This window comes from Pseudomonas borbori, assembly GCF_900115555.1.
Classification (GTDB): Bacteria; Pseudomonadota; Gammaproteobacteria; order Pseudomonadales; family Pseudomonadaceae; genus Aquipseudomonas; species Aquipseudomonas borbori.
This window is the reverse complement of record NZ_FOWX01000021.1, coordinates 18425-44029: the sequence shown is the minus strand read 5'-3', so window position 1 is coordinate 44029 and position 25605 is coordinate 18425. Positions and strand designations below refer to the sequence as shown.

Sequence of the window (25605 nt, the reverse complement as noted above, 5' to 3'; positions counted from 1 at the left end):
TTCGCCTTTTTCTTTGCAACCACCGCAGCCTTGGCACGCTGCGCCGATCCCGCAGGGTGCGCCGTGCGCACCACTGACAACCGGGTGCCTGGTGCGCGCGGCCTAGGCGGCCCCGCACACCCTACGAGCCGGTGACATCGGAAAAATAATTCTGAGCCTACTTGAAATAGCGCGCCCGCACCGCCGCCACCGTCGCTTCGCGCAGCAGGGCGATAAACAGCTGTTCCACATCCGTCAGCAACTGATTTTCCGGAGTGACCAGGTACACCTCGTTGACCGGCAACTCGTCGTAGGGCGGCAGCTGGAACAGCAGCTTCTGCGCCACAAAGGGCTTGGCCCCCTCGACCGTCAGGGCACCGAAGCCGAGGCCGGCGAGAATCAGCCGACGCACCTCCTCCTCGTTGGGCGACACCGCCACCAGGCGACCCCAGAACTGCTGTTCGGTGCGCACCGAGTTGACCGCGCTGAGACCCTCGCCGGGCTGGTCGCTCTCGAAGGAGACATAGGCCAGGCCGCGCAGGTCCGCGGCCGTCAGGTCCGCGCGACCGAACAACGGGTGGCGCGGGCCACAGTAGAAGGCCATCTGCTCGTAGCCAATCAAGTCGAAGTGCAGGCCGGTCTGAGCGGTCTTCTTGTTGCTGATGCCGATATGCAGGCTGCTCCTGGCCACCGCGTCGACGATGTCGGCGCTGGGCTGGGAGCTGAGGCTGATCAGCACATTGGGATAGAGGCGGTGAAACTGCGCCAGGCTGTCGTCGAAGGGCTGGCAACTGACATGGCTGGCGACCTGGATATGCAGCTCACCGAGCACCGCGCCGGCCTCGCCAGCGTACTGCTCGGCCATCTTGCCAATGATGCTGCCGGCCGAGGAAATGTACTCGTAGACCCGCAGGCCCTGCTCGGTCAGGGAGAACATACCCTTCTTGCGCTGGATCAGGCGCATGCCCAGGTGTTCTTCCAGACGCTTGAGGGCATTGCTGACGCTGGGCTGGCTGAGCGACAGCTTGCGCGCCGCGCCGGTGATGCTGCTTTCCTCGACTATCACCAGAAAGGTGTACAGCAGGTTCCAGTCCAGGTTGCGCATTAGGCGCTCGCGGGGCGACAGCATGATCGGTAGCTCTCCCAGGCAGGCCGTCATCCCGGCCACTTCGGGAGCAACAGTGCACCGCACACCGTCTCTGGCGCAAGGCTTGCGTAGGGTGCGCCGTGCGCACCTGGAATCCGCAGCTGGCGCTGGTGCGCACAGCGCACCCTACGGCATTCAGTCCAGATCATGGGCCAGCAGGTCGCGGTATTCGCCACGGCGGCGGATCAAGCGGCTGCCCTGCTGCAGATCCACCAGCACCGCAGCGGCGGACTGGCGGCCACAGTACTGGCTCATCATCTCCAGGGCGTAGGCGCCCACGTCCAGCAGGGCGATCACATCGCCCATGGCAGTGGCCGCCGGCAACTCGCGCAGGTTGGGCTGGTGCACCAGCACCTGCTCCAGCACCGCCCGATATTCGGCCAACGCCGGTTCCTCGGCGATCAGGTCCGTCACCGCGCCCTCGCCTTCGATGTCGTAGTAGGTGTCGCTGCTGTCGCACAGCGGCCCGGCCATGCGGCAGTGGTGGGTGTCCCGGTCATCGGCGCGGGAGGCGTTGAGCATATGGAAGTACCAGCCGTTATACAGGTCGAACAGCACGCTGTAGCCGGCGTCCAGGTAGAACACCGGACGGCCCTGGCGCTGCTTGTGGGCCTCGATGCGGGTCAGCAGGATGGCGGTGTCGCTGACCATGCTGCGCCCCGGCTCGACGATCAGTTCGATCTGCTCGCCCAAAGCCTGGGACACCGGTTTGATCAGGTGCTCGGCGAGCAGGGCGAAGTCGACCTCGGTACGGTAGTTGGCGCGGTAGTGCGCGGCCACCGAATCGAAGTTGGCCTCGGCACTGCTGTAGTTCTTGGGGAAGCCGCCGCCCAGGTTCAGATGCTCCAATGGATAAGGCAGGCGCTCGCTGACTTGACGCACATAGTCGATCAGGAAATTGGCCTCGGCCTGATACACGCCGATGTCGGTGATCTGGGTGCCGATATGGGCATGCACCCCCACCAGCTTGAGCGCCGCGGGATGGGCCAGGATCAGCTCGATGGCCTCACTCTGCTCGGCGGCGGTCATGCCGAACTTGGAGGTCGAGGTGCCGGTTTGCCAGCCGGCCGCGGCGCCGCCCTGGATCTCCGGGATGATGCGCAGGCTGACCCGCGCCTGCTGGTCCAGTTCGCTGGCCACCGCGAGAATGCGCGCCAGCTCCGACAGCGAATCGACATTGATCGCCTTGATTCCGGCGGCAATCACCTCGCGCAGCTCACCCAGCTGTTTGGCCACGCCGTTGAACACCATCTGCGCCGGGGCGAAGCCGGCGATCTGCGCCTTGTAGAACTCGCCGCCGGAGTTGACCTCCAGATCCAGGCCGCAGCCCTTGAATACCTTGAGCACCGCCAGGTTGGCGCAGGCCTTGCTGGCGAAACAGACCCGGGTCTTGGCGTGCACACGGCGGAAGTTGCCCAGGATATCCCGGGCGTTATCCCGCAGTTTGCTCTCTGAATAAACGAACAGCGGCGAGCCATAACGCTCGACCAGTTCGATGGCGCTGACCCCGTCGATCAGCAACTGGTTGTGGGCGCTCTCGAGGTGTTGCGGTCTTTTCCAGGGGTGCAGGGAGACGACTTGGCTCATGGGTATTGCTCACTAGTAGGGTGCGCCATGCGCACCATTTCGTTATTGGGTTATTAGCGGTGCGCACAGCGCACCCTACGTCGCCAGCAGGCGGCGCAGGTTGTCCGATTGCGGGGCGTTGAACAGCTGCTCGGGGCTGCCCTGCTCCTCGATGCGGCCCTGGTGCAGGTACACCAACTTGGATGACACCTCGCGGGCGAAGCGCATCTCGTGGGTGACCATGATCATGGTCCGGCCTTCTTCGGCCAGTTCGCGGATCACCAGCAGCACCTCGCCCACCAGCTCCGGGTCCAGGGCCGAAGTGGGCTCGTCGAACAGCATCACCTCGGGATCCATGGCCAGGGCGCGGGCGATGGCCACCCGCTGCTTCTGCCCGCCGGACAGGCAGTCGGGGTACATCTGGCACTTCTCCAGCATGCCGACCCGGGCCAGCAGCTTCTTCGCCTGGGCCTCCACATCGGTGCGGTTGCGCTTATGTACCAGGCAGGGGCCGAGCATCACGTTCTCCAGCACGGTCATATGCGACCACAGGTTGAACGACTGGAAGACCATGGCCAGGCGCGAACGCACCCGCTCGATCTGCCGCTGGCAGCGCCGTGAACGCCCGCCGCGGCGGTTGGGGGTCAGCTCCAGCTCCTCGCCCTGCACGCGCAGGCGGCCGCTGTCGGGGAACTCCAGCAGGTTCATGCAGCGCAGCAAGGTGCTCTTGCCCGAACCGCTGGAGCCGATGATGCTGATCACGTCGTGCTTCTCGGCAGTCAACGAGATGCCCTTGAGCACCTCGATACCGGCGAAGGACTTGTGCAGGTCTTCCACCTGCAACGCAGCGTTGGTCATGGCGAAACTCCGGCGGATACCCGCTTGGCGGCGGGTGCAGTGACAGTGGTAGACGCCTGGCGCACCCGCTGGTGGCGAGTCAGGCACAGCTCCAGGCGGTGCCAGAGCCAGACGAAGGCGCTGGTCAGCAGCAGGTAGAGCAACGCCGCCCAGAGGTACACGGACAGGTCGAAGGTTTGCGAGAAGATGCGCCGGGTCTGACCCATCACATCGAACAGGGTGATCACGCTGACCACCGCGCTGCCCTTGAGCAGCAGGATGATCTCGTTGCCCAGGGCCGCAAAGGCAATGCGGTAGGCATTGGGCAGGATGATGGTGCGGTACTGGTTGAAGCGCGACAGGCCCATGGCCACCCCCGCCTCGATCTGTCCCCAGGGCACGGCGCGCAGGCCGCCGCGGAGGATTTCCACCTGGTAGGCCGTGGAGTTGAGGACGAAGGTCAGCAGCGCGCAGTAGTAGGGGTCGCGGAAGAACCACCAGAGCCCCAGCTGGCTCAGCTCGGCGCGGAACTGGCCCGAGCCGTAATAGACCAGAAACAACTGGGCCAGCAGCGGCGTGCCACGAAAGAACGACACATACAGGCGAATCGGCCAGCGCAACAGACCCCGTTCGCTGCAGCGGGCGATGGCCAGGGGCAGCGCCAGGGCGCAGGCCAGCAGCGCGGCGATGGCGGTGAGCTGCAGGGTCAGGCCGGCACCAGCCAACAGCTGGCCGGAGAAGCGCGTGAGGATATCCATCATGCCGCGGCACCTCCCGTGCGGTAACCGCGGTTGGCGCGGCGCTCCATGCGTGCCAGCAGGCACTCGCAGAGCAGGCACACCAGCCAGTAGGCCAGGCACACCACGAAGAAGAACAGAAACGGCTTCTTGGTGGTGCCCACGGCGATATTGGCCATGCGCATCAGGTCGCTCAGCGCGATCACCGAGACCAGGGCAGTGTCCTTGAGCAGGTTGACCCACAGGTTGCCCAGCCCCGGCAGGGCCAGGCGCAGCAACTGCGGCAACTCGATCACGCGGAAGATGGTCAGCCGGCGCAGGCCCATGGCCTGCCCCGCCTCGCGCTGGCCGCCGTCCAGGGCCTGCCAGGCACCGCGCCAGACTTCGCTGGAATAGGCGGCGAAGACCAGGCCCAGGGCCAGCACCCCGGCGATAAAGGGGCTCAGCTCGAGATAACCGGCCGCCGGGTTGTACCAGCGCAGCAGGGCGTTCAGGCCCATGCCCACGCCGTGGTAGATGATAAACAGGGTGAGCAGCTCGGGCAGGCCGCGCAATGTGGTGCTGAAAGCCAGGGCCAGGGCGCGCGCCGGGCGAGCGCCGAACAGCGCCAGCGCCGCCACCAGCAGGCCCAGCAGCAGGCCGACCGGCAGGGTGGTCAGCGCCAGGGCCAGGGTCACCCCGAGGCCCTGCAGCAACTCGTCGCCCCAGCCGGCGTCACCGAAGCTCAGGTAGGTGAGCCAGTCCATAACAGATCCTCTTCTCGCTCAGCAGGTCAGGAGCGCTTGGCTCACTGCTCCAGGGTCAGCAGATTGACCGAGAAGAACTTGTCGTTGATGGCCTGATAGGTACCATCGGCGATGATCGACGCCAGCGCCTGGTTGAGCTGCTGGCGCAGCTGCTCATCTTCCTTGCGCAGCGCCATGCCGACACCCTCGCCGACATATTTCGGGTCGCTGATCGGCGCGCCGGCCAGACGGCAGCAGCTGCCATCGGTGGATTTCAGGGTCCAGTCGAGCATCGGGATCATGTCGCCAACCTGGGCATCCAGACGCCCGGACACCAGGTCCAGGTTGACCGCATCCTGGGTCGGATACAGGCGCACGTCGGAGTCGGGGAACATCGCCATCAGGTAATCGGCCTGGGTGGTCGCGCCCTGGGCGCCGATGGTCTTGCCGGCCATGGCGGCCGGGCTGAAATCGCTGAGTTCGGAATCCTTGGGCACCACGAAGGTCATCGCCGATTTCTGGTAGGGGTCGCTGAAGGCGACCTTCTGCCGGCGCTCCTCGGTGATAAACATGGAGGCGATCACCACGTCGTATTTGCGCCCCAGCAGCGCGGGGATGATGCCGTCCCAGTCCTGGGCCACCAGGCTGCACTTGGCCTGCATGCGCTCGCACAGAGCCTTGCCGATCTCGATATCGAAACCGGCCAGCTGGCCGTCTGCGGTGTAGTAGTTGAACGGCGGGTAGGCACCTTCGGTGGCCAGGCGCAGGGTCTGGCCTTCGGCGGCCTGGGCGGCAGCGAACGGCAGGGCACCGAGACTGGCGCAGAGCAACAGGGAGCGGAGAGTCTTATTCATCTTGTTTTCCTCTGGAATCAGGGTTTGCTATGAAGCCGGCCGTCACCCGCAAGCCCGCTTCACATCGCACTGGATGACCGCTTGGTCACCGCCGCGAACCAAGAATCCGCCCGCACCTCGCATTTATCAAATGTATATTTATTATGTTATGCATACTCCAGCGCTATGCATGTAGTTGTAGAGATTTAACTCGCGACGGAGCCGCCCCAAAGCCGCCGCCCGCCTGAGCAACCGCCCCTGTGAGTGCCACCAGCAGGTGGCGATGCGCGCTTCACCACTGCACCGACTGCCATGGCGCCTTTACAATGACACTTTTGCCTTGGAGCACAGCCATGAGCCACCCTCCCGTCTATGGCGTCGGCGATGCCTCCTACCAGGCCGCTGGCGGTATCAACGGCCTGCAGCGCCTGGTCGCCGACTTCTACCGGCTGATGGACCAGCAACCCGAGGCGGCAGACCTGCGGCAGCTCCATGCCGACGACCTGCAACTGGCAGCCGACAAGCTGGCCTGTTTCCTCAGCGGCTGGCTCGGTGGTCCCAAGCTGTTCCAGGAAAAGTACGGCAGCATCGCCATTCCCGCCTTCCACGCCCAGTGGCCCATCAGCGAGCGCCTCAGTGAACTCTGGCTCAGCTGTATGGCCCAGGCCATAGCCCTGCAACCCTATACGCCGGATTTCGCCGAGTACCTGCTGAGCCAGTTGCGGGTACCGGCCCAACGCATAGTCCAGGCCAGCCGCAATCGGCATGACGCGCAATAGCGGGCCGGACTGCGGCGAACCGCTGGAGCCGTTCAATGGCAGTGGCGATTTCGCCACCCGCTACGCCGGCGTCATCCTTGCCCCGTCAGCGACTAGACGACCTGCTGCCGGTTTTTTTTCACGAAATTCCAGTTATGGGCTGCGCAGCCCGGCCCAGCCTGGAAGGCCAGTTGCGACGGTTAAAGTGTGCAACGGCATTGGCTTAGCGTGACATAGGCGCCGCCAGCTCCGGCTGGCCCGGAGTCCCGAGGAGACAAGGCATTTGCAGCGGCGCGACGACGGCGTAGTCAGCCGAGAAAGGTGCCCCCACTGCCTATCTGCACCAGGTTTTCGGCGAACATTCCCTGCTCAGGGGCAGTGGCTTTGCCCGTCGACCGACTACGCGCAGTCGCCGGTCGGGCGATGGCGCCCCGATTCGAGCGCAAATGACTGGAGCTAAACGCCTTCAAGGCGCAGCAACAAAGCGTTGCGGCGCAAGCGCTTAGGGTTTGTGCCAGCGCTCGGCGGCGCTCTGGTCGCTTTGCCGGCCTTCGACCCAGCAGGAGCCTTCGGCCGTGTCTTCCTTCTTCCAGAAGGGCGCGCGGGTCTTCAGGTAGTCCATGACGAAGGCGCAGGCCTCGAACGCCGCCTCGCGGTGGGCGCTGGTAGTGCCGACGAAGACGATCGGCTCGCCCGGCTCCAGGCGGCCGATACGGTGAATGACCTGCAGGTTCAGCAGCGGCCAGCGTTGCCCGGCCTCGAGCGCGATCTTGGCCAGGGATTTCTCGGTCATGCCGGGGAAGTGCTCGAGAAACATCCCGCCGACTTCGCGGCCCTCGTTGAAATCGCGCACATAGCCGACAAAGCTGACCACCGCGCCGACACCCACGTTCGCGGCATGCAGCGCATTGACTTCGACGCCCGGATCGAAGGGCTCCAGTTGGACACGGATGTTCATGCAGATGCTCTCTTGTGGGAGGGGCTTTAGCCGCGACTACAACGAATTCAACCGCCGGTCACCGTGGGGAAGAAGGCCACCTCATCGCCCTCCTCCAACGGCTCGTCGAGGCTGCACAGTTCCTGGTTGCGTGCGCACATCAGGTTCTGCTCGGCCAGCACTTGCCATACGCCGCCGCGGGCCAGCAGGTGCTGGCGCAGGTCATCGAGGGTCGCGAACTCCTGGGTATCGCTCAGTTGCTCGCCGTCCAGGCCCAGGGCCTCGCGGTAACGGGCAAAATACTGCACATGAATCATTGCTCGTCCTCTTTATTGGGCTCTAGCAGCTTGTAGTGACCACTCTTGCCGCCCAGCTTCTCCAGCAGGTGCACGCTTTCGATGACCATGCCGCGGTCCACCGCCTTGCACATGTCGTAGATGGTCAGGGCGGCGACGCTGGCGGCGGTCAGGGCTTCCATTTCCACCCCGGTCTGCCCGCTCAGCTTGCAGCGCGCGGTGATCTGCACGGCATCATCGCCATGGGCGAGCAATTCGACCTTGACGCTGCTCAACATCAACGAATGACAGAGCGGGATCAGGTCGGCGGTCTTCTTCGCGGCCTGGATGCCGGCGATACGCGCCACAGCGAACACATCGCCCTTGGGGTGGGCGCCGTCGACGATCATCTGCAGGGTCTGCGGGCGCATGCGCACCAGGGCTTGGGCCACGGCCTCACGAACGGTCAGCGCTTTATCGCTGACATCGACCATGGTGGCGTGACCTTGGGAATCGAGATGGGTTAGCACGGGTTTACTCCAGGCAGGGATCGGCCGATTGTAAACCCAGCAGTCACGATATGGCAGCGGCAAGCTGCAAGCCGGGCTGCTGCGCGTTCAACTCGCAGCTTATGGCTTGCAGCTTGCCGCTCACCGCCTCCTACATATGGGTTTCGGCAAATTCCGCCAGGATCGAACGCGGCACCCCTTGCAGGGTGATGTGCACGCCATGCTCGAAGTCCTTGAAGCGCTCGGTGAGGTAGGTCAGGCCCGAACTGGGCGCCGACAGGTAGGGCGTATCGATCTGCGCCAGGTTACCCAGACAGACCACCTTGGAGCCGGTGCCGGCGCGGGTGATGATGGTCTTCATCTGGTGCGGGGTGAGGTTCTGGCACTCGTCGATGAGGATCAGGCTCTGCTGGAAGCTGCGTCCGCGGATGTAGTTGAGCGATTTGAACTGCAGCGGCACCTTCTGCAGGATGTAGTCGACGCTGCCGTGGGTGTTCTCGTCGTCCATGTGCAGGGCTTCGAGGTTGTCGGTGATGGCGCCGAGCCAGGGCTCCATCTTCTCCGCCTCGGTGCCGGGCAGGAAGCCGATCTCCTGATCCAGGCCCTGTACGCTGCGGGTGGCGATGATGCGCCGATAACGCTTGCTGACCATGGTCTGCTCGATGGCCGCGGCCAGGGCCAGGATGGTCTTGCCCGAACCGGCGGCGCCGGACAGGTTGACCAGGTGGATGTCCGGATCGAGCAAGGCAAACAGCGCCAGCGCCTGGTGGATATCGCGCGGCCGCAGCCCCCAGGCTTCCTGATGCAGCAAAGGTTCCTGGTGCAGATCGAGGATCAGCAATTCATCGCTCTGGATGCCTTTTATCCAGCCGACGAAGCCCTGCTCGTCGATGATGAACTCGTTGATGTGGACCGCCGGCAGGTTGTCGATCAGTTGCACCCGGTGCCAGGTGCGGCCGTGATCCTGACGGGTCTCGACCTTGCTCACCCGATCCCAGAAGGAACCGCTCATGCTGTGATAACCCTTGGACAGCAGCGACACATCGTCGACCAACTGGTCGGTGTGGTAGTCCTCCGAGTCGATCCCGCAGGCGCGCGCCTTCAGGCGCATGTTGATGTCCTTGGTCACCAGCACCACGGCCATGTCCGGGCGCCGGGCTTTCAGCTCGACCAGCTGGTTAATGATCTTGTTGTCGTTGAGATCCTCCGGCAGCCAGGTAATGGGCGAGGCACTTTTAGTCATGAGAATCGAGAGAAAACCACAAGGCCCGCTCTTCTCGCGCTGGATCGCGACGCCATGCTCCACTTCCTCGGGCGTGGCGCTCCCCAAAATCTTGTCGATCAAGCGAATGGCCTGCCGACACTCGGCGGCGACGCCTTGCTTGCCGGTTTTCAGCTTGTCCAACTCCTCCAGAACGGTCATCGGGATGGCGACGTGGTGTTCCTGGAAATTCAGCAACGCGTTGGGATCGTGGATCAACACATTGGTGTCGAGGGCGTAGAGGGTTGGAGCGGTGGGCTTGAAGCTTCCGTGGTCATCCATACTCGGTCACCTTCTTATAGGAGCCAAGCGACGGAATGCCTGAGCAGCGCTCCGCCGCGGGGACCGCCGACCTCTCAGACGGGGGCTGAGCAGGTGCAAGCAAGGTGAAGGCCAAGGGTCGCCACCTGTCTGCAGGGTTCGGCGGTCTGTCTTTTAGATACTCCAAAAATCATGACAGGCGAAAGGTTTTTTCAGTTTTTTTAGGTTTATTCGTCGCCTCGACGAATAGCGCTTGGCGACCCGCAACGACGCCGTTAAAGTCAGAAGTCCTACCCGCGCTCGCGCCGAAAATAATCCCGCCTCGGTAGCGGCGTCACGCCTCGTTGTCGACACAACGATTGACCTCGACCGTGACATGCACCAACTCGCCAATCCCCGCCAACCGGTCCTTGTAGCGATCCGCCGAGATGTCACCATGGGTCACCACGCTGACGATGCAGGCGTACTGCGCGCGACCGACCCGCCACAGGTGCAGATCCGCCAGTTCGGTGTCCGCTTCCTGGGCCAGGGCACTGCGCACGCGCAGCACAACGGGGCTGTCCATCTCCCGATCGAGCAGCACCTTGGCGGTCTCGACCAGCAAGCCCCTGGCCCATAGCGCGATGATCGCGGCGCCGAGCACGCCCATCAGCGGATCGAGCCAGTTCCAGCCGAACAACCAGCCGCCCAGCAGTGCAACGATCGCCGCCACCGAGGTCAGCGCATCGGCCAGCACATGGATAAAGGCGGCATGCCGATTGAGGTCGCGCGCCCTCGCCGGCGCGACGTGATCGTGATCGTGATCGTGATCGTGATCGTGATCGTGATCGTGATCGTGATCGCCATGAGCATGACCGTGCTCATGTTCATGCTGGTCGCGCAGCAGCCAGGCCGACAGCAGGTTGACCAGCAGGCCGACCACCGCCACCCACAGCGCCACCTCGAAGGCGATCAGCTGCGGCTGCCACAATCGCCACAACGACTCGAACGCCAGCATCGCCACCACCACCAGCAACAGCAGCGAACTGGCGAAGCCGGCCAGCACCTCGATCTTCCAGGTGCCGAAGGCGAAACGCGGATCATCGGCGTAACGCCGCGCCAGCAGATAGGCCAGGGCCGTCAGGCCGATGGCGAGCATGTGCGAAGCCATGTGCCAGCCATCGGCGAGCAGGGCCATGGAGTTGAAGGCATAGCCGGCGGCGATTTCCACCAGCATGGTCGCCCCGGTCAGCGCGGTCACCAGCCAGGCCTGGCGTTCGCTGCGGGTTTCCAGCGGGCGGTAATCGTGGGAAGGCTCCCAGCGCGAGTGATTGCAGGCGGTCATGGTGGCTCCCTGGAGGATTTGACCTGGGCCAACTACAACCCCGTGACGGCCCCCAGGTCAAGCGCAGCGCTTGGCCTTGGCGCAACGCCGCCGGCGCGGCTTGCGCCAAGGCCTATCCGGATTACGCCAGTGGCGCCATCGTCGCTAGTCTTGACCGCCCTCAGCTTCTAGAATCGCGACCAAGACTTTCAGGAGCAGACCCTATGCTGATGGTGATTTCCCCGGCCAAGACCCTCGATTACCAGACCCCGCCGGTGACCCAGCGCTATACCCAACCCGAACACCTCGAGCATGCCCAGGACCTGATCGCCCAACTGCGCGACTTCACGCCCATGCAGATTGCCGAGCTGATGCACCTGTCGGACAAGCTCGCCGGCCTGAATGCCGCACGCTTTGCCAGCTGGACCAGGACCTTCACCCCGGCAAACGCCAAGCAGGCACTGCTGGCGTTCAAGGGCGATGTCTACACCGGGCTCAACGCCGAAGACTTCGACGAGGACGACTTCGACTTCGCCCAGAACCACCTGCGCATGCTCTCCGGTCTCTATGGCGTGCTGCGGCCACTGGACCTGATGCAGCCCTACCGCCTGGAAATGGGCACCAAGCTGGTCAACCCGCGCGGCAACAACCTCTACGACTTCTGGGGCGAGCGCATCAGTGGCTGGCTGAATGAGGCGCTGGCCGCCCAGGGCGACGAGGTACTGCTCAACCTGGCCTCCAACGAGTACTTCAGCGCGGTGAAACGCAAGGCCCTGAATGCACGGATCATCGACACCGAATTCAAGGACCTGAAAAACGGTCAGTACAAGATCATCAGTTTCTACGCCAAGAAGGCTCGTGGCCTGATGGCACGCCATGTGATCAAACAACGCCTGAATAACCCTGAACAACTAAAGGACTTTAATGATCAGGGTTATGTCTATTCGGCCGAACAGTCCACCTTGAACAAACTGGTATTTTTGCGCGACCTGCCACAAGACTGATCCCGCCTCCTCTCCCGCCAAGGGCCGCCCGCCGGCCCGTTTGCCCCCCGCCATCGGCAATCAATGACTGCCACAAACAACCTGATTAATTAATCAACCCCCGCCACATTGAACTTTCCGAGTTCTCCGCACACCGCACGCACATCAACAAACCGACAATCGTAAACGGCCATCAATATGCAACTAGTGGCCACTATATTAACAGCCCTGATAATTCACAAAAGGGGGACGAACGGTAGGAACTATAGGAAAAAGCGCAGACTCTTAGGGACGTAACAGACTTCTTCATGCAACTTCGCATGAACCAAAACTGCCTTTAATCCCGGACCAATGTCCGCGGACGGACTTTATCTGAAGAAAAGTTGCCGTGCGCTCAGAGGAGAACTTTCGCCGATCAGATGACTTACTAATAAACCAAGAGCCAGAGCCTTCCGGGCCAGCAGCTCAGCAGTTCAACAGGGCACGTTTCATATTACAAGCCCAGCTCAGGCCTCCTCTTGCGGATGCCGGGCATTGCTCATGCCCGAATTAATCAAGCAGCCCTGTCGACCTGAGTTGAATGAACGACGGTGGTCAATAAGCCACTATTAAATTGCGAACTAAAATGGACGAGGTAATACGATGCGAATCAGTATCTTTGGTTTGGGTTATGTGGGCGCCGTATGTGCCGGTTGTTTATCGACCCGTGGCCATGACGTGGTCGGCGTCGATATATCGGCCAGTAAAACCGAGTTGATCAACAATGGCAAATCGCCAATAGTCGAGCCCGGTCTGGAAGTGTTGTTGCAACAGGGCCTGAACTCCGGCCACCTGCGTGGCACCACCGATGTCGCCGACGCAATTCGCGATACCGAGGTCTCGTTTATCTGCGTCGGTACACCGAGCAAGAAGAACGGCGACCTGGAACTGAATTACATCGAAGGGGTGTGCCGCGAGATCGGCTTCGCCCTGCGCAACAAGCCCGAACGGCATACCGTGGTAGTGCGCAGCACCGTACTGCCGGGCACCGTGAAAAACGTGGTGATCCCGCTCCTCGAAGACTGCTCCGGGAAGAAGGCCGGGATCGATTTCGGCGTGGCGGTGAACCCCGAGTTCCTCCGCGAAAGCACCGCGATCAAGGACTACGACTTCCCGCCGATGACCGTGATCGGCGAGCTGGACAGTGCCTCCGGCGACCTGCTGGAAAGCATCTACCGCGAACTCGACGCGCCGATTATCCGCAAGGACATCGATGTCGCCGAGATGATCAAGTACACCTGCAACGTCTGGCATGCCGCCAAGGTCACCTTCGCCAACGAGATCGGCAACATCGCCAAGGCGGTGGGGGTCGACGGCCGCGAGGTGATGGAGGTGATCTGCCAGGATCACAAGCTCAACCTGTCCAAGTACTACATGAAGCCCGGCTTCGCCTTCGGTGGTTCCTGCCTGCCGAAAGACGTGCGCGCCCTGTCCTACCGCGCCGGCAGCCTGGACGTCGAAGCGCCACTGATCGGTTCGTTGATGCGCAGCAACGGGGTCCAGGTGCAGAACGCTTTCGACATCATCGCCAGCTATGACAAGCGCAAGGTCGCCCTGCTCGGTCTGAGCTTCAAGTCCGGCACCGACGACCTGCGCGAGAGCCCGCTGGTGGAGCTGGCCGAGATGCTGATCGGCAAGGGCTTCGAGCTGAGCATCTACGACAGCAACGTCGAATATGCCCGCGTCTATGGCGCCAACAAGGACTACATCGAATCGAAGATTCCGCATGTCTCCTCGCTGCTCAACAGCGACTTCGATGCGGTAGTCGATAACGCCGAGATCATCGTCCTCGGCAATGCCGATGAGCGCTTCGCACCCCTGGCGCAACAGGCCCTCGACGGCAAGCACGTGGTCGACCTGGTCGGCTTCATGCCCACCGCCTCACGCGCAGGCTCCGAAGGCATCTGCTGGTAACCCCGGCCTAGCAGCCAGTTGGGCCGAACCTTGGGCGCGCGAGCAGCACCCTCGCCCGAGGTTCGGCCGGCGCACACGATGGATACGCATATGCACACAAACACGCTGAGAACCGCGCTCCTCGAAGCCGCGGGTTGGCTGTTCTACCTATCACTGCTGATGTTGCTCGCGCTGGCGCTGCCCAGGAGCGTGTTCGACCCCGAGTCGCGCGACTACCTGCTGTTGATCGGCGCAGTGGGCATCTGGCGTTATTCCATGGGCGCGGTGCACTTCGTGCGCGGCATCCTGTTTCTCTATGTGGTGTACCCCTATTACCAGCGCAAGCTGCAAAAATTCGGCAAGGACGCCGACCCTTCTCAGGTGTTTCTGCTGGTCACCAGCTTTCGCATCGACGCCTTGACCACCGCCCAGGTGTACCGCTCGGTGATTCGCGAGGCGATCGACTGCGGTTACCCGACCACCCTGGTGTGTTCCATCGTCGAGCTGTCCGATGAACTGCTGGTGAAAAACCTCTGGACCCGGATGAACCCGCCGGAGCAGGTCAAGCTGGACTTCGTGCGCATCCCCGGCACCGGCAAGCGCGACGGCCTGGCCTACGGCTTTCGCGCCATTTCCCGGCAGATGCCGGATGAAAACGCAGTGGTCGCGGTGATCGATGGCGACACCGTGCTCGGCGAGGGCGTGGTGCGCAAGACCGTGCCCTGGTTCAAGCTGTTGCCGAATGTCGGCGGCCTGACCACCAACGAGTTCTGCGAGGTGCGCGGCGGCTACATCATGAGCGAGTGGCACAAGCTGCGCTTCGCCCAGCGCCACCTCAACATGTGCTCGATGGCCCTGAGCAAGCGGGTGCTGACCATGACCGGACGCATGTCGGTGTTTCGCGCCGAAGTGGTCACTAACCCCGCGTTCATCGCCGACGTGGAAAGCGATCACCTCGAGCATTGGCGCCTGGGCCGTTTCCAGTTCCTCACCGGCGACGACAAGTCGAGCTGGTACAGCCTGATGAGCCTGGGCTACGACACCTTCTACGTGCCGGATGCGGCGATCAACACGGTCGAGCATCCGCCGGAGAAGAGCTTCATCAAGGCCAGCCGCAAGCTGATGTTCCGCTGGTACGGCAACAACCTGCGGCAGAACGCCCGCGCCCTGCGCCTGGGCACCCGCCGCCTCGGCTGGTTCACCAGCGTGGTGCTGTTCGACCAGCGCGTGTCGATGTGGACCAGCCTGCTCGGCCTGAGCGTGGCGATCATCGCCAGCATCAAGTACGGCCCCGGCATCTTCATCGCCTACCTGCTGTGGATCGGCCTGACCCGCCTGGTGTTGACCCTGCTGCTCAGCATCAGTGGCCACCGCATCGGCCCGGCCTACCCGGTGATCCTCTTTTACAACCAGATCGTCGGCGCGATGGTGAAGATCTACGTGTTCTTCCGCCTCGACCAGCAGTCCTGGACCCGCCAGCCGACCAAGCTCGATCGCGGTTTGTTGAGCTTCCAGCGCTGGTTCAACACCTGGTCCTCGCGCTCCATGACTTTTGCTGCTGCCAGCGTCTTTATCGCCACGCTTCTGGCGCTGGTGTGACCGGCCCCTTTTCGAACAGGAATTTGCAACCATGAATACAGCCGTCAACGTCAATGTGGTCCATGAATCGGAAGCCCAGCGGCAACATGCGCGGGTCAAGATCCCGGCCGTGCTGCGCTACCTGACGAAGAACCGCGAGCGGGTCGACCAGCCGATCGGCGACATCTCGGCCGGCGGTTTCTGCTTCAGCGCCGGCAAGGTGCCGGTGCAGGTCGGCGACTTCCATAGGGGCCGCTTGCAGTTCAAGCTGGACAGCCTCGACCTGGGCGTCGATATCGAGTTCCAGGTGCGCTCGGTGAATGCCGACAACGGCCGCGTCGGCTGCCAGTTCCATAACCTCAAGCCACGCGAGCAGGCCACCCTGCGCTACCTGATCAGCGCCTTCCTCGGCGGCGAACTGGTCAGCGCCGGCGACCTGCTGAGCACCCTGCAGCGGGAAAACTTCACCAAGGCGCGCAAGAACGGCGCGGGCGGCTCCGCCATGGGCCTGTTCGGCCGGCTCAAGGCCGTGACCTTCAGCCTGGCGATTTTCCTGGTCGGCCTGGCCGCCTTCGGCTTTATCTTCAAGTCGGTCTACGGCATCTACTTCGTCACCCACGCCGAGTCGGGCCTGGTCAACGTAGCCAGCCTGCAAGTGACCATGCCGCGCGAAGGCATGGTGCAGAGCCTGATCGAAGCGGACGCCATAGTCGCGAAAGGCGCGCCCATTGCCACCTTCTCCGCCAGCATGCTGGAGATGCTCAAGGGTCACCTGACCGACGAGCAAATGACCCCGGAGAATGTCGAAGCGCTGTTCGGCAAGCAGATGCAGGGCACCCTGACCAGCCCGTGCGACTGCAAGGTGGCCCGTCAGTTGGTGGCCGACGGTCAGTTCGCCGGCAAGGGCGATGTGATCTTCGAACTGGTCCCGCAGAACACCAAGGCCACGGTGCTGGCCAGCTTTCCCTACCGCGACTTCTCCCGCGCGCGTCCCGGCAGCCGCGCCAGCTTCTGGGTGGCCGGCGAAGACAGCCCCCGCTACGGCCAGATCGTCAGCAGCAGCCTGCATCAAGGCGGCCTGTCGGCGGATATCCGCGTGATCATCGAACCGGAGCAGAAACTCAACAGCAGCCTCGCCGGCCAGCCGGTCGAAGTCATCCTCGATCGCGGTCCGTCGTTCGACTGGGTGATCGACAAGGCCCTGGCGAAAGGTCTCTGAGGAGGACTCGGCAATGGCGACTACTGCCCCCCGTCTCATGCATGCCGCGCCCCTGCTGGCGCTCGCCCTGGCCGTGACCCTCGCCGGTTGCGCCGGGCTGCCGGACGAGCGCCTGGCCGCCGCAGCGCTGAAGCGTGGCGACACCGGCACCGCCGAGCAGAACTTCCGGCGCCTGGCGGAGTTGGGCTACGTCAATTCGCAGGTCGGTCTGGCCGATCTGCACATGGCCGGCGGCACGCCGCAAGACCTGGAAAAAGCCGAGCGGACCTACCGCCTGGCCCTGGACGAGTCGCCGCGGGCCAAGGCGCGCCTGGGCAAGTTACTCGCGCGCAAGGTCAATCCCAGCCAGGCCGAGCGCCTCGAAGCGGCCGAATTGCTGAATGACGCCTTCACCGCGGGTGAACCGAGCAGCCTGCTGCCGCTGGTCATGCTCTACCTGCAATACCCAGAGGATTTCCCCGCTATGAACGTGCAACAACGCATCTCCAGCTGGCGCCAGCAAGGCCATAGCCAGGCCGATCTGGCGCAAATCCTCCTCTATCGCAGCCAGGGCAACTACGACCAGCACCTGGGTGAAATCGAACAGATCTGCCAAGGCCTGATCGCCGAGGCCGATGTCTGCTACGTCGAACTGGCCACCGTGTACCAGAAGCGGGGGCAGGCCGATAAGCAGAAGGCCCTGTTGCAGCGCCTGATGGCGGGTTACCGCAGCGCCGTGGTGAGCCCGCAGCGGGTGGATGCCGTCGCCCAGGTGCTGGCCGACGCCGAACTGGGCACGCCGGACGAAGGCAAAGCCCAGCAACTGCTCGAAACCATCGCCCCGGCCTACCCGGCCGCCTGGGTCAGCCTGGCGCGCCTGCTCTATGACTACCCGGGCCTGGGCGACATCGAGACCCTGCTCGGCTACCTCGACAACGGCCGCGCCGCGGCGCTGCCGCGGGCCGAACTGTTGCTCGGCCGGCTCTACTACGAGGGCAAGCTGGTGCCGCAGGACCCGCACAAGGCCGAAGAGCATCTGCGCAAGGCCGCGCCCAGCGAACCCAGCGCCAACTACTTCCTCGGCCAGATCTACCTGCGCGGCTACCTCGGCGAGGTCTATCCGCAGCAAGCCCTGGATCATTTGCTCAGCGCCGCCCGTAACGGCCAGATCAACGCCGACTTCGCCCTCGCCCAGATGTACTCCCAGGGCAAAGGCATACGCCCGGATCTGGTCAACGCCTTCATCTTCAGCCAACTGGCGCTGCCGAAGAACACCCCACAAGCCAGCGCACTGGCGCGGCAGATCGAGCAGCAACTGCCGCCGACCCAGCGCAGCCAGGCCGAGCAACTGCTGCGCGATGAACGCCAGGTGCGCGGCAACGCCTGGCAAGCCCAAGCCTCGCTGCAGGCGCAAACCCAATGAACAAGGACTACGCGATGAAACTCAACAGGATCACCGCAGGCCTGGGCCTGAGCGTGTCATTACTCTCCGCCAGCTCGGCCTGGGCGGTGCAGATGAGCGACGACAACTTCGGCCTCGACATCAAGATCACCGCGCAATCGGAAGATGACCGCGACCTCGGCACCCGCGACGGTGGCGACGTCAACGGTATCGGTGCCGACCTGCGCCCCTGGCTCTATGGCCAGCGCGGCGCCTGGAGCGCCTTCGCCATGGGCCAGGCGGTGGTCGCCAGCGACATTATCGAGACCGACACCCTGGAGTCTTCCGACCCCGAGCTGGCCGGCGACTCCCAGGCCGATGGCCGCGAGCGGGAGAAGAACTACCTGGCCCTGCGCGAATTCTGGGTCGACTACGCCGGCCTCACCGACTACCCCGGCGAACACCTGCGCCTGGGTCGCCAACGCCTGCACAACGATGACGGGCAATGGCGCGATACCCATATCGAAGCGCTGAACTGGACCTTCGACACCACCCTGCTGCGCGCCAGCCTCGGCGCCGCGCAGCGCTTCAGCGACTACCGCACCGACCTCGACGAACTGGCCCCGGAAGACGAGGATCGTCTGCACCTGTTCGGCGATGTCGCGACCCAGTGGCGCCCGGGCCATTGGCTCGGCCTCAGTGCCCATCACTCACGCGATGACGGCAAGCTGGCCAATCCCGGCGAACCGATCGACGCCCTGGACAAGCGCGCCACCGGCGAGCTGACCTGGCTCGGCGTGCAGGCCCACAGCGATGCCTACAACTTCCGCAACCAGCAGCCGGTCAATTACTGGGCCAGCCTCACCTCGCTGACCGGCGAGCGCGAAGCCCTGACGCGCGCCATCGACAACGGCCAGGAAATCGCCACCGGCAAGAACAGCGACAACGTCAGCGCCTGGGGCACCGACCTGGGCCTGCGCTTTCGTCTGGACCCCAACTGGCAAGTCGGCGGCGCCTACGCCCGGGGCAGCGGCGGTGACGACGGCAACGGCACGGGCAGCTATCGCCAGACCGGCCTGCACAGCAACCGCTCCGCCTTCACCGGCACCCGCAGCAGAGTCCATCGCTACGGCGAGGCCTTTCGCGGCGAGCTGAGCAACCTGCAGTCGGCCACCCTGTTCGGCTCCTGGCAGTTGGCCGAGGACTACGACGCCAGCCTGGTCTACCACAAGTTCTGGCGGGTCGACGACCGCCAGCAGATCGGCCGGAGCGGGATCAACGCGCGTATCGATGATCCCCTGCATGACGGCATCGGTACGGCGCCCCAAGTGGACCTGATCGACGGCGAGAAAGACCTCGGCCAGGAGCTGGACCTGGTGGCCACCAAGTACTTCAAGCAGGGCCTGCTGCCGGCTTCGATGAGCCAGGCGATCGACGAGCCGTCGGCGCTGGTGCGCTTTCGCGGTGGCGTGTTCAAGCCCGGCGATGCCTACGGCAACGACAGCGACTCGCTGATGCACCGCGCCTTCGTCGACGTGATCTGGAAGTACTGAGGACAACGCCATGAAGCAACCACCAGGCAAACTCAAACGAGGCTGTGCAGCCGGCCTGCTCTGCAGCGGCCTGTTGCTTGGCGCGCTGCAGCTGGCGGCGCCCTGGGTGCAGGCGGCGCCGGCGCTCGACAGCGGCAAGACGGCGCCCCGGGCACTCAAGGAAACCAGCAACTACACGGTAACCAGCGTACCCGTCGAGCAGCTGCATCTGGATGAGCCCAAGCTGCCCGATCTCAGCGGCTACACCGCCGCTGCCGTCGAGGCCAAGATCGAGCGCACGCCCGGCGGCAAGGTGGTGGTGCGGCGCATGTTGCAACAGGATGCGCTGAAGGACTTCATCGGCGGCAACGAGCGCCTGCGCGAATGGGTCCAGCGGCAGAACGGCATGCCCCATGCGATCTTCATCGAGGGCGGCTACGTCACCCCGCAGGACATCGCCAAGACCCTGCCGGACAGCCAGTTCCGCGAGGTCGAGCCGGGCGTCTACCTGGCGCGCTTGCCGCTCGTGGTGGCCCAGGGTGCGACCCTGCACGTGGGCAAGGACACCAAGGATCTGCGCCTGTCCCAGGAGCGCGGCAGTTTCGTGGTCAACGACGGCCAGCTGTTCTTCACCGACACCCGGCTCACCGCCTGGCGCGAGGCGGACAACGGCCCGGCCAGCCTGCGCAAGGGCAGCGAGTTCCGCCCGTTTCTGGTGTCCTGGGGCGGTAGCGAGCTGTACGTCTCGGGCAGCGTCTTCACCAGCCTGGGCTACGACAACAGCAAGTCCTACGGCGTCAGCATCACCCAGTACACCCCCGGCATGCAGGCCCGCCTCAAGCGCCCGGAGCCGACCGGCTGGCTGATCGACTCGGAGTTCGTCGACCACTGGTACGGCTTCTACTGCTATGAGGCCGAGAACGTGGTGATCAAGGGCAATACCTACCGCGACAACATCGTCTACGGCATCGACCCGCATGACCGTTCCCACGGCCTGATCATCGCCGAGAACACCGTGTACGGGACCAGGAAGAAGCACGGCATCATCATTTCCCGCGAGGTCGATGACAGCTGGATCATCAACAACAAGAGCTACGCCAACAAGCTCTCGGGCATCGTCCTCGACCGTAACAGCGTGCGCAACCTGGTGGCCTACAACGAGGTGTACCAGAACCAGTCCGACGGCATCACCATCTACGAGAGTTCGGACAACCTGCTGTGGGGCAACAAGGTGTTGAACAACGCCCGCCACGGCATCCGCCTGCGCAACAGCACCAATATTCGCCTGTACGAGAACATCTCGGCGGCCAATGGCCTGACCGGCATTTACGGCCACATCAAGGACCTCTCCGACACCGACCGCGACCTCGAACTCGACCCCTTCGACACCGAAGTCTCGCTGATCCTGGTCGGCGGCAAGCTCGCCGCCAACGGCTCCAGCCCGCTGTCGATCGACTCGCCGCTGTCGGTGGAGCTGTACCGCGTGGACATGCTCGCGCCGAGCAAGAGCACCGGCATCAGCTTCGCCGGCATCCTCGGCGAACGCCAGGATGAAATCCTCGACCTGCTGGTGCGGCGCAAGCTGGCCGTGCTCATCGACCCGGTCGAGAACCAGGTCGACCTGCACAACTAATTTGAGGCAGTTTCTATGAAAGTGCGTGATAGCAAATGGCTTGGCCTCTGCCCCCTGGCGGCGGCGATCTGCCTGGCCGCCGCGGGGCTGCAGGCCGCAGAACAAACCAAGGCTCCGCAATACCAGGTGGAGGACTGCTGCTCCCTGTGCCCGGCGGCCCATGACGCCAGCCAGTACACCAGCAACTACATGAAGAACTTCACCACCCTGATCGATGCGCAGGACGCCTGGCTGTTCCGTACCCAGGAAGACCTGCGCACCGAATTCGGCACCAGCGCCGAGGGCCTGCGCATGCTCAAGGAGCTGCGCGAAGCCTTCAACAGCCGCGGCGTGGAACTGGTGGTGGTCTATCAACCGACCCGTGGCCTGGTCAACCGCAACAAGCTCAAGCCGGCAGACCAGGCCCGCTTCGACTACGATCTGGCGCTGCGCAACTATCGCCAGGCCCTGGCCAACTTCGCGGAGGTCGGCCTGAGGGTGCCCGACCTCTCGCCGCTGACCGACGAGCAGGAGGAGCAAGCCTTCTACTTCCGTCGCGACCAGCACTGGACCCCCTACGGCGCCGAGCGCACGGCGCGTCTGGTGGCCGAAACGGTCAAGCGCATCCCCGCTTTCGCGCAGATCCCGCAGAAGGAATTCGTCAGCCAGCGCATCGGCCTGATGGGCAAGACCGGCACCATGCAGAAGGTGGCCACCCAGCTCTGCGGCACCGTCTATGCCCCGCAGTACATCGACCAGTTCGCCACCGAACCGAAGAACGAGAGCGGCAGCGACGAGCTGTTCGGCGACAGCGCGACTCCGCAGATCACCCTGGTGGGCACCAGCCACAGCGGCCCGAACTACAACTTCGGCGGCTTCCTCGAGCAGCACATTGGCGCCGATGTACTCAACGTCGCCTTTGCCGGCGGCGGCCTGGAAGGCTCGATGCTGGAATACCTGGGCAGCGACGAGTTCCAGAACAACCCGCCGAAGATCCTGATCTGGGAGTTCTCGCCGCTGTATGACCTGGCCTCGGACAAGATCCACCGGCAGATGATGGCCATGCTGGGCAACGGCTGCGAGGGCAAGGAGGTTCTGCTCTCGAACAAAACCAGGCTGCGCCCGGGTGCCAACGAGGTGCTGGTCAACGGCAAGGGACAACTGCTGGACCTGCCGAGCAAGCGCCACCAGGTGGACATCCGCTTCAGCGACCCCTCGGTGAAAACCCTCGAGGCGACCCTCTGGTACCTCAGCGGGCGCCGCGAAAAGGTCAAGCTCGAAAAGCCCAACACCGCCGACACCGACGGCCGTTTCGCCTTCGAACTGCGCGACGACCGCGACTGGGCCGAGCTGAACTTGTTCGCCTTGGAAATCATGGCCCCCGCGGGCACCGGCGAACCGCTCGAGGTGCAGGCGCGGGTGTGCAGGCGCAACGATTTCTCCAGTCCGGCGCAGCTCGCCGCAAGCGACTCCTGAGGTGCCTATGCCGATGCGCACACTGACCCTGCCCTGCCTGCTCGGCGCCATGCTCCTGGCCTGCGCCAGCCAGGCCGCCCTGCGCCCGCCACAGGGCTATTACGCGCCGGTGGAAACCCGCAAGGGCGCGCCACAGGCCTGCCCCAGCGTGCCCACGCCCTACACCGGCACGCTGCAATTCACCAGCAAGTACGAGGGCTCCGACAAGGCCCGCGCGACCCTGAACCGCAAGGCGGAAAAGGCCTTTCGCCAGCAGACCGCCAGCATCACCCGCCTGGAAAAGGACTTCAACAAGCAGGTCATGCACTACCTGCGCGACGGCCAGCCGCAGCAGCTGGCGTGCGCCATGGACTGGCTGAGCAGCTGGGCCGAAGCCGATGCGCTGCTCTCCAGCGACTACAACCATACCGGCAAGTCGATGCGCAAATGGGCGCTGGGCAGCCTGGCGGGTGCCTACCTGCAGCTGAAATTCTCCGAATCCCAGCCGCTGGCCGCCTACCCGCAGCAAGTCCGGGTGATCGAGTCTTGGTTCGCCAAACTGGCCGAGCAGGCGGTGCAGGACTGGAGCGACCTGCCGCTGAAAAAGATCAACAACCACTCCTACTGGAGCGCCTGGTCGGTGATGGCCGCCGCCGTGGCGCTCGACCGCCGCGACCTGTTCGACTGGTCCGTCGAGCAGTTCCGCGTGGCCGCGGGCCAGGTCGATGATCAGGGCTTCCTGCCCAACGAAATCAAGCGCAAGCAGCGCGCCCTGGCCTACCACAACTACGCCCTGCCGCCGCTGACGATGATCGCCAGCTTCGCCCAGGCCAACGCCGTGGATCTGCGTCCGGAAAACCAGGGCGCGCTCAAGCGCCTGGCCGAACGGGTACTGGACGGGGTGAATGACCCAGACGACTTCGCCAGCAAATCCGGCGAAAAACAGGACATGGAAGACCTGAAAAAGGACAACAAATACGCCTGGCTGGCGCCCTACTGCACGCTTTATGCCTGCTCGGCCGACACCGAGAAACTCAAGCAGCAGATGGGCCCGTTCAAGACCTTCCGCCTCGGCGGCAACGTGACCCGGGTATTCGAGCCAAAGCAGCGGGGCGATAGCTGATTACGGGAAAGGATTGAGCCAAGCGATGCCCGCAGCTAAGGCGCTGACGAGAACGTCGATGGGTATCGCTTCGCTCAACCCATCCTACCAATAGCGGCAGTTTGCAAGTCCGTCTACGGACGTAGAAACAGCCTCCCGCGCGCGGGGGGAAAGGGGGGCTTGCGAGCCTCTGAAGAGTGGTTATTCAACGGAGATCTACGGATGGTCTTTTCATCCAACGTATTCCTGTTCCTGTTCCTGCCGATCTTTCTCGGCCTGTATTACCTGAGCAGTAATCGCTATCGCAACCTGCTGATCCTGCTCGGCAGCTACGCCTTCTACGCCTGGTGGCGAGTGGATTTCCTTCTGCTGTTCGCCGCGGTCACCCTGTGGAACTACGGGTTCGGCCTGCGCATCCATGCGGCTGGGGTACGCAGCAAGGCGGCGCAGCGCTGGGTGATCGGGGGTGTGGCCGGCAACCTGGCGACCCTGGGTTACTTCAAGTACGCCAACTTCGGGGTGGCAAACCTCAACAAGGTGCTGGAAGGCGCCGGCTTCGAGCCGTTCCTGCTGACCCAGGTGATCCTGCCGATCGGCATTTCCTTCTATATCTTCCAGTCGCTCAGCTACCTGATCGACGTCTACCGCGGCGACACCAAACCCACGGAAAACCTGATCAACTTCGCCGCCTTCATCGCCCTGTTCCCGCAACTGATTGCCGGCCCCGTGCTGCGCTACAAGGACCTGGCCGAGCAGTTCACCGAGCGCACCCACAGCCTCGACAAGTTCAGCGAAGGCGCCACCCGCTTCATGCAGGGTTTCGTCAAGAAGGTGTTCATCGCCGACAGCCTGGCACCCTTGGTCGACCACCTCTTCGCCCTGCAGGACCCCAGCAGCGGCGACGCCTGGCTGGGCATGCTCGCCTACAGCGCGCAGCTGTATTTCGACTTCTCCGGCTACAGCGACATGGCCATCGGCCTGGGCCTGATGATGGGTTTCCGCTTCATGGAAAACTTCAACCAGCCCTATATCAGCCAGTCGATCACCGAGTTCTGGCGGCGCTGGCACATCAGCCTGTCGACCTGGCTGCGCGACTACCTGTACGTGCCGCTGGGCGGCAACCGCAAGGGCACCTTCAACACCTACCGCAACCTGTTTCTGACCATGCTCCTGGGCGGCCTGTGGCACGGCGCCAACTGGACCTTCCTGATCTGGGGCGCCTGGCACGGCATGTGGCTGACCATCGAGCGCCTGTTCGGGGTGAACGCCGCGCCCAAGGCGATCAATCCGCTGAAGTGGCTGTTGACCTTCCTGCTGGTGATGCTCGGCTGGGTGATCTTCCGCGCCGAGAACCTCGACGTGGCCTGGCGCATGTACGCCGCGCTGTTCGCCTTCGATGGCTGGCAGCTCAGCGAACTGGGCCGGGCCAATGTCGGCGACCTGCAGATCGCCACCCTGGTCCTGGCCTATGCGGTCATGGCCTTCTGCGGCTTGCGCCAGTTCTACCGCCACACGCGCCCGGACGCTGCAGCGGGCCTGGTCATGGGCAGCGGCGGCGTGCTGCTGCAACAGGCCAGCTGGAGCGCCGCCATGCCGCGCTACCTGGTCCGTGGCGCCTTGCTGCTGCTGTTCTGCGCCTCGCTGTTGAAGCTCTCGGCGCAGAGCTACTCCCCCTTTCTGTATTTCCAATTCTGAATGAGGCCG

22 protein-coding genes are annotated in these 25605 nt (G+C 63.8%); 11 read left to right on the top strand and 11 right to left on the bottom strand.

Annotated features, from left to right (window positions below; all coding sequences use genetic code 11):
- Nucleotides 1–157 precede the first annotated feature (157 nt).
- The 6 genes from BM315_RS15690 to BM315_RS15665 all read right to left on the bottom strand — a co-directional run bounded on the left by BM315_RS15690 (nt 158) and on the right by BM315_RS15665 (nt 5845).
- On the bottom strand, nt 158–1138 hold the full coding sequence (locus BM315_RS15690) for a LysR family transcriptional regulator (RefSeq protein WP_212632968.1): 981 nt from the start codon (nt 1136–1138) through the stop codon (nt 158–160).
- A 123-nt stretch (nt 1139–1261) separates the two neighbouring features.
- A complete protein-coding gene (gene lysA, locus BM315_RS15685) occupies nt 1262–2713 on the bottom strand; it encodes a diaminopimelate decarboxylase (protein WP_090502621.1) in 1452 nt (483 codons plus the stop codon).
- 75 nt (nt 2714–2788) lie between these two features.
- The gene (locus BM315_RS15680) at nt 2789–3550 is read right to left on the bottom strand and encodes an ATP-binding cassette domain-containing protein (RefSeq protein WP_090502619.1); all 762 of its coding nucleotides are present in this window, start codon (nt 3548–3550) and stop codon (nt 2789–2791) included.
- On the bottom strand, nt 3547–4290 hold the full coding sequence (locus BM315_RS15675) for an ABC transporter permease subunit (protein WP_090502617.1): 744 nt from the start codon (nt 4288–4290) through the stop codon (nt 3547–3549). Before BM315_RS15675 ends, BM315_RS15680 begins: the two co-directional genes overlap by 4 nt.
- Nucleotides 4287–5012 carry an ABC transporter permease gene (locus BM315_RS15670; protein WP_090502615.1) on the bottom strand — a complete coding sequence of 242 codons (726 nt, stop codon included), beginning with the start codon at nt 5010–5012 and terminating at the stop codon, nt 4287–4289. Before BM315_RS15670 ends, BM315_RS15675 begins: the two co-directional genes overlap by 4 nt.
- Nucleotides 5013–5053: 41 nt before the next feature.
- Nucleotides 5054–5845 (bottom strand): ABC transporter substrate-binding protein, encoded by a 792-nt coding sequence (locus BM315_RS15665; protein ID WP_090502613.1) that lies wholly within the window; start codon nt 5843–5845, stop codon nt 5054–5056.
- A gap of 332 nt (nt 5846–6177) precedes the next feature.
- On the opposite strand from BM315_RS15665, the gene BM315_RS15660 reads away from it, so the two are divergent.
- On the top strand, nt 6178–6603 hold the full coding sequence (locus tag BM315_RS15660; RefSeq protein ID WP_090502611.1) for a group II truncated hemoglobin: 426 nt from the start codon (nt 6178–6180) through the stop codon (nt 6601–6603).
- 481 nt (nt 6604–7084) lie between these two features.
- On the opposite strand, the gene moaE is transcribed toward BM315_RS15660, so the two are convergent.
- The 5 genes from moaE to dmeF all read right to left on the bottom strand — a co-directional run bounded on the left by moaE (nt 7085) and on the right by dmeF (nt 11149).
- Nucleotides 7085–7540 carry a molybdopterin synthase catalytic subunit MoaE gene (moaE, locus tag BM315_RS15655; protein WP_090502609.1) on the bottom strand — a complete coding sequence of 152 codons (456 nt, stop codon included), beginning with the start codon at nt 7538–7540 and terminating at the stop codon, nt 7085–7087.
- Between the two features lie 47 nt (nt 7541–7587).
- Nucleotides 7588–7836, bottom strand: coding sequence for a molybdopterin converting factor subunit 1 (gene moaD, locus BM315_RS15650; protein ID WP_090502607.1), 249 nt, complete (start codon nt 7834–7836; stop codon nt 7588–7590).
- Nucleotides 7833–8324, bottom strand: coding sequence for a cyclic pyranopterin monophosphate synthase MoaC (gene moaC, locus BM315_RS15645; protein WP_090502605.1), 492 nt, complete (start codon nt 8322–8324; stop codon nt 7833–7835). Before moaC ends, moaD begins: the two co-directional genes overlap by 4 nt.
- 130 nt (nt 8325–8454) lie before the next feature.
- Nucleotides 8455–9846, bottom strand: coding sequence for a PhoH family protein (locus tag BM315_RS15640; RefSeq protein ID WP_090502603.1), 1392 nt, complete (start codon nt 9844–9846; stop codon nt 8455–8457).
- Between the two features lie 313 nt (nt 9847–10159).
- Entirely contained in the window at nt 10160–11149 is a 990-nt protein-coding gene (gene dmeF, locus BM315_RS15635; protein WP_090502601.1) for a CDF family Co(II)/Ni(II) efflux transporter DmeF, read from the bottom strand.
- 203 nt (nt 11150–11352) lie between these two features.
- On the opposite strand from dmeF, the gene yaaA reads away from it, so the two are divergent.
- From yaaA to BM315_RS15585, 10 genes are all read left to right on the top strand, one after another.
- Nucleotides 11353–12132 carry a peroxide stress protein YaaA gene (gene yaaA, locus BM315_RS15630; protein WP_090502599.1) on the top strand — a complete coding sequence of 260 codons (780 nt, stop codon included), beginning with the start codon at nt 11353–11355 and terminating at the stop codon, nt 12130–12132.
- A gap of 621 nt (nt 12133–12753) precedes the next feature.
- Nucleotides 12754–14064, top strand: a complete 1311-nt coding sequence (locus tag BM315_RS15625) for a nucleotide sugar dehydrogenase (RefSeq protein ID WP_090502597.1) — start codon at nt 12754–12756, stop codon at nt 14062–14064.
- 90 nt (nt 14065–14154) lie between these two features.
- The gene (gene alg8 / locus BM315_RS15620; protein ID WP_090502596.1) at nt 14155–15642 is read left to right on the top strand and encodes a mannuronan synthase; all 1488 of its coding nucleotides are present in this window, start codon (nt 14155–14157) and stop codon (nt 15640–15642) included.
- Nucleotides 15643–15673: 31 nt separating this feature from the next.
- On the top strand, nt 15674–16840 hold the full coding sequence (locus tag BM315_RS15615; RefSeq protein WP_090502594.1) for a PilZ domain-containing protein: 1167 nt from the start codon (nt 15674–15676) through the stop codon (nt 16838–16840).
- A gap of 13 nt (nt 16841–16853) precedes the next feature.
- Nucleotides 16854–18242: an alginate biosynthesis TPR repeat lipoprotein AlgK gene (gene algK, locus BM315_RS15610; protein ID WP_090502592.1), complete on the top strand. Its 1389-nt coding sequence runs from the start codon at nt 16854–16856 to the stop codon at nt 18240–18242.
- The gene (locus tag BM315_RS15605; protein WP_425287791.1) at nt 18239–19753 is read left to right on the top strand and encodes an alginate export family protein; all 1515 of its coding nucleotides are present in this window, start codon (nt 18239–18241) and stop codon (nt 19751–19753) included. The genes algK and BM315_RS15605 overlap by 4 nt, the downstream gene beginning before the upstream one ends.
- Before the next feature lie 10 nt (nt 19754–19763).
- A complete protein-coding gene (gene algG, locus BM315_RS15600) occupies nt 19764–21365 on the top strand; it encodes a mannuronan 5-epimerase AlgG (RefSeq protein ID WP_090502590.1) in 1602 nt (533 codons plus the stop codon).
- A 15-nt stretch (nt 21366–21380) separates the two neighbouring features.
- On the top strand, nt 21381–22820 hold the full coding sequence (locus BM315_RS15595) for an alginate O-acetyltransferase (RefSeq protein WP_090502588.1): 1440 nt from the start codon (nt 21381–21383) through the stop codon (nt 22818–22820).
- 7 nt (nt 22821–22827) lie between these two features.
- Complete coding sequence (locus BM315_RS15590) at nt 22828–23922, top strand: mannuronate-specific alginate lyase (RefSeq protein WP_090502585.1); 1095 nt, start codon at nt 22828–22830, stop codon at nt 23920–23922.
- Between the two features lie 201 nt (nt 23923–24123).
- On the top strand, nt 24124–25596 hold the full coding sequence (locus tag BM315_RS15585; RefSeq protein ID WP_090502582.1) for an MBOAT family O-acyltransferase: 1473 nt from the start codon (nt 24124–24126) through the stop codon (nt 25594–25596).
- The last annotated feature ends 9 nt before the right edge of the window (nt 25597–25605 follow it).

Excerpts from the sequence above, each read along its gene's own strand:
- alg8 (WP_090502596.1), top strand. The coding sequence starts at position 14,155 with ATGCACACAAACACGCTGAGAACCGCGCTCCTCGAAGCCGCGGGTTGG.
- BM315_RS15665 (WP_090502613.1), bottom strand. The coding sequence starts at position 5,845 with ATGAATAAGACTCTCCGCTCCCTGTTGCTCTGCGCCAGTCTCGGTGCC.
- BM315_RS15640 (WP_090502603.1), bottom strand. The coding sequence starts at position 9,846 with ATGGATGACCACGGAAGCTTCAAGCCCACCGCTCCAACCCTCTACGCC.
- BM315_RS15680 (WP_090502619.1), bottom strand. The coding sequence starts at position 3,550 with ATGACCAACGCTGCGTTGCAGGTGGAAGACCTGCACAAGTCCTTCGCC.
- yaaA (WP_090502599.1), top strand. The coding sequence starts at position 11,353 with ATGCTGATGGTGATTTCCCCGGCCAAGACCCTCGATTACCAGACCCCG.
- BM315_RS15615 (WP_090502594.1), top strand. The coding sequence starts at position 15,674 with ATGAATACAGCCGTCAACGTCAATGTGGTCCATGAATCGGAAGCCCAG.
- BM315_RS15675 (WP_090502617.1), bottom strand. The coding sequence starts at position 4,290 with ATGATGGATATCCTCACGCGCTTCTCCGGCCAGCTGTTGGCTGGTGCC.
- moaE (WP_090502609.1), bottom strand. The coding sequence starts at position 7,540 with ATGAACATCCGTGTCCAACTGGAGCCCTTCGATCCGGGCGTCGAAGTC.
- BM315_RS15590 (WP_090502585.1), top strand. The coding sequence starts at position 22,828 with ATGCCGATGCGCACACTGACCCTGCCCTGCCTGCTCGGCGCCATGCTC.
- BM315_RS15585 (WP_090502582.1), top strand. The coding sequence starts at position 24,124 with ATGGTCTTTTCATCCAACGTATTCCTGTTCCTGTTCCTGCCGATCTTT.
- BM315_RS15670 (WP_090502615.1), bottom strand. The coding sequence starts at position 5,012 with ATGGACTGGCTCACCTACCTGAGCTTCGGTGACGCCGGCTGGGGCGAC.
- BM315_RS15605 (WP_425287791.1), top strand. The coding sequence starts at position 18,239 with ATGAACAAGGACTACGCGATGAAACTCAACAGGATCACCGCAGGCCTG.
- BM315_RS15625 (WP_090502597.1), top strand. The coding sequence starts at position 12,754 with ATGCGAATCAGTATCTTTGGTTTGGGTTATGTGGGCGCCGTATGTGCC.
- algK (WP_090502592.1), top strand. The coding sequence starts at position 16,854 with ATGGCGACTACTGCCCCCCGTCTCATGCATGCCGCGCCCCTGCTGGCG.
- moaD (WP_090502607.1), bottom strand. The coding sequence starts at position 7,836 with ATGATTCATGTGCAGTATTTTGCCCGTTACCGCGAGGCCCTGGGCCTG.
- BM315_RS15595 (WP_090502588.1), top strand. The coding sequence starts at position 21,381 with ATGAAAGTGCGTGATAGCAAATGGCTTGGCCTCTGCCCCCTGGCGGCG.
- dmeF (WP_090502601.1), bottom strand. The coding sequence starts at position 11,149 with ATGACCGCCTGCAATCACTCGCGCTGGGAGCCTTCCCACGATTACCGC.
- lysA (WP_090502621.1), bottom strand. The coding sequence starts at position 2,713 with ATGAGCCAAGTCGTCTCCCTGCACCCCTGGAAAAGACCGCAACACCTC.
- algG (WP_090502590.1), top strand. The coding sequence starts at position 19,764 with ATGAAGCAACCACCAGGCAAACTCAAACGAGGCTGTGCAGCCGGCCTG.
- BM315_RS15690 (WP_212632968.1), bottom strand. The coding sequence starts at position 1,138 with ATGACGGCCTGCCTGGGAGAGCTACCGATCATGCTGTCGCCCCGCGAG.
- BM315_RS15660 (WP_090502611.1), top strand. The coding sequence starts at position 6,178 with ATGAGCCACCCTCCCGTCTATGGCGTCGGCGATGCCTCCTACCAGGCC.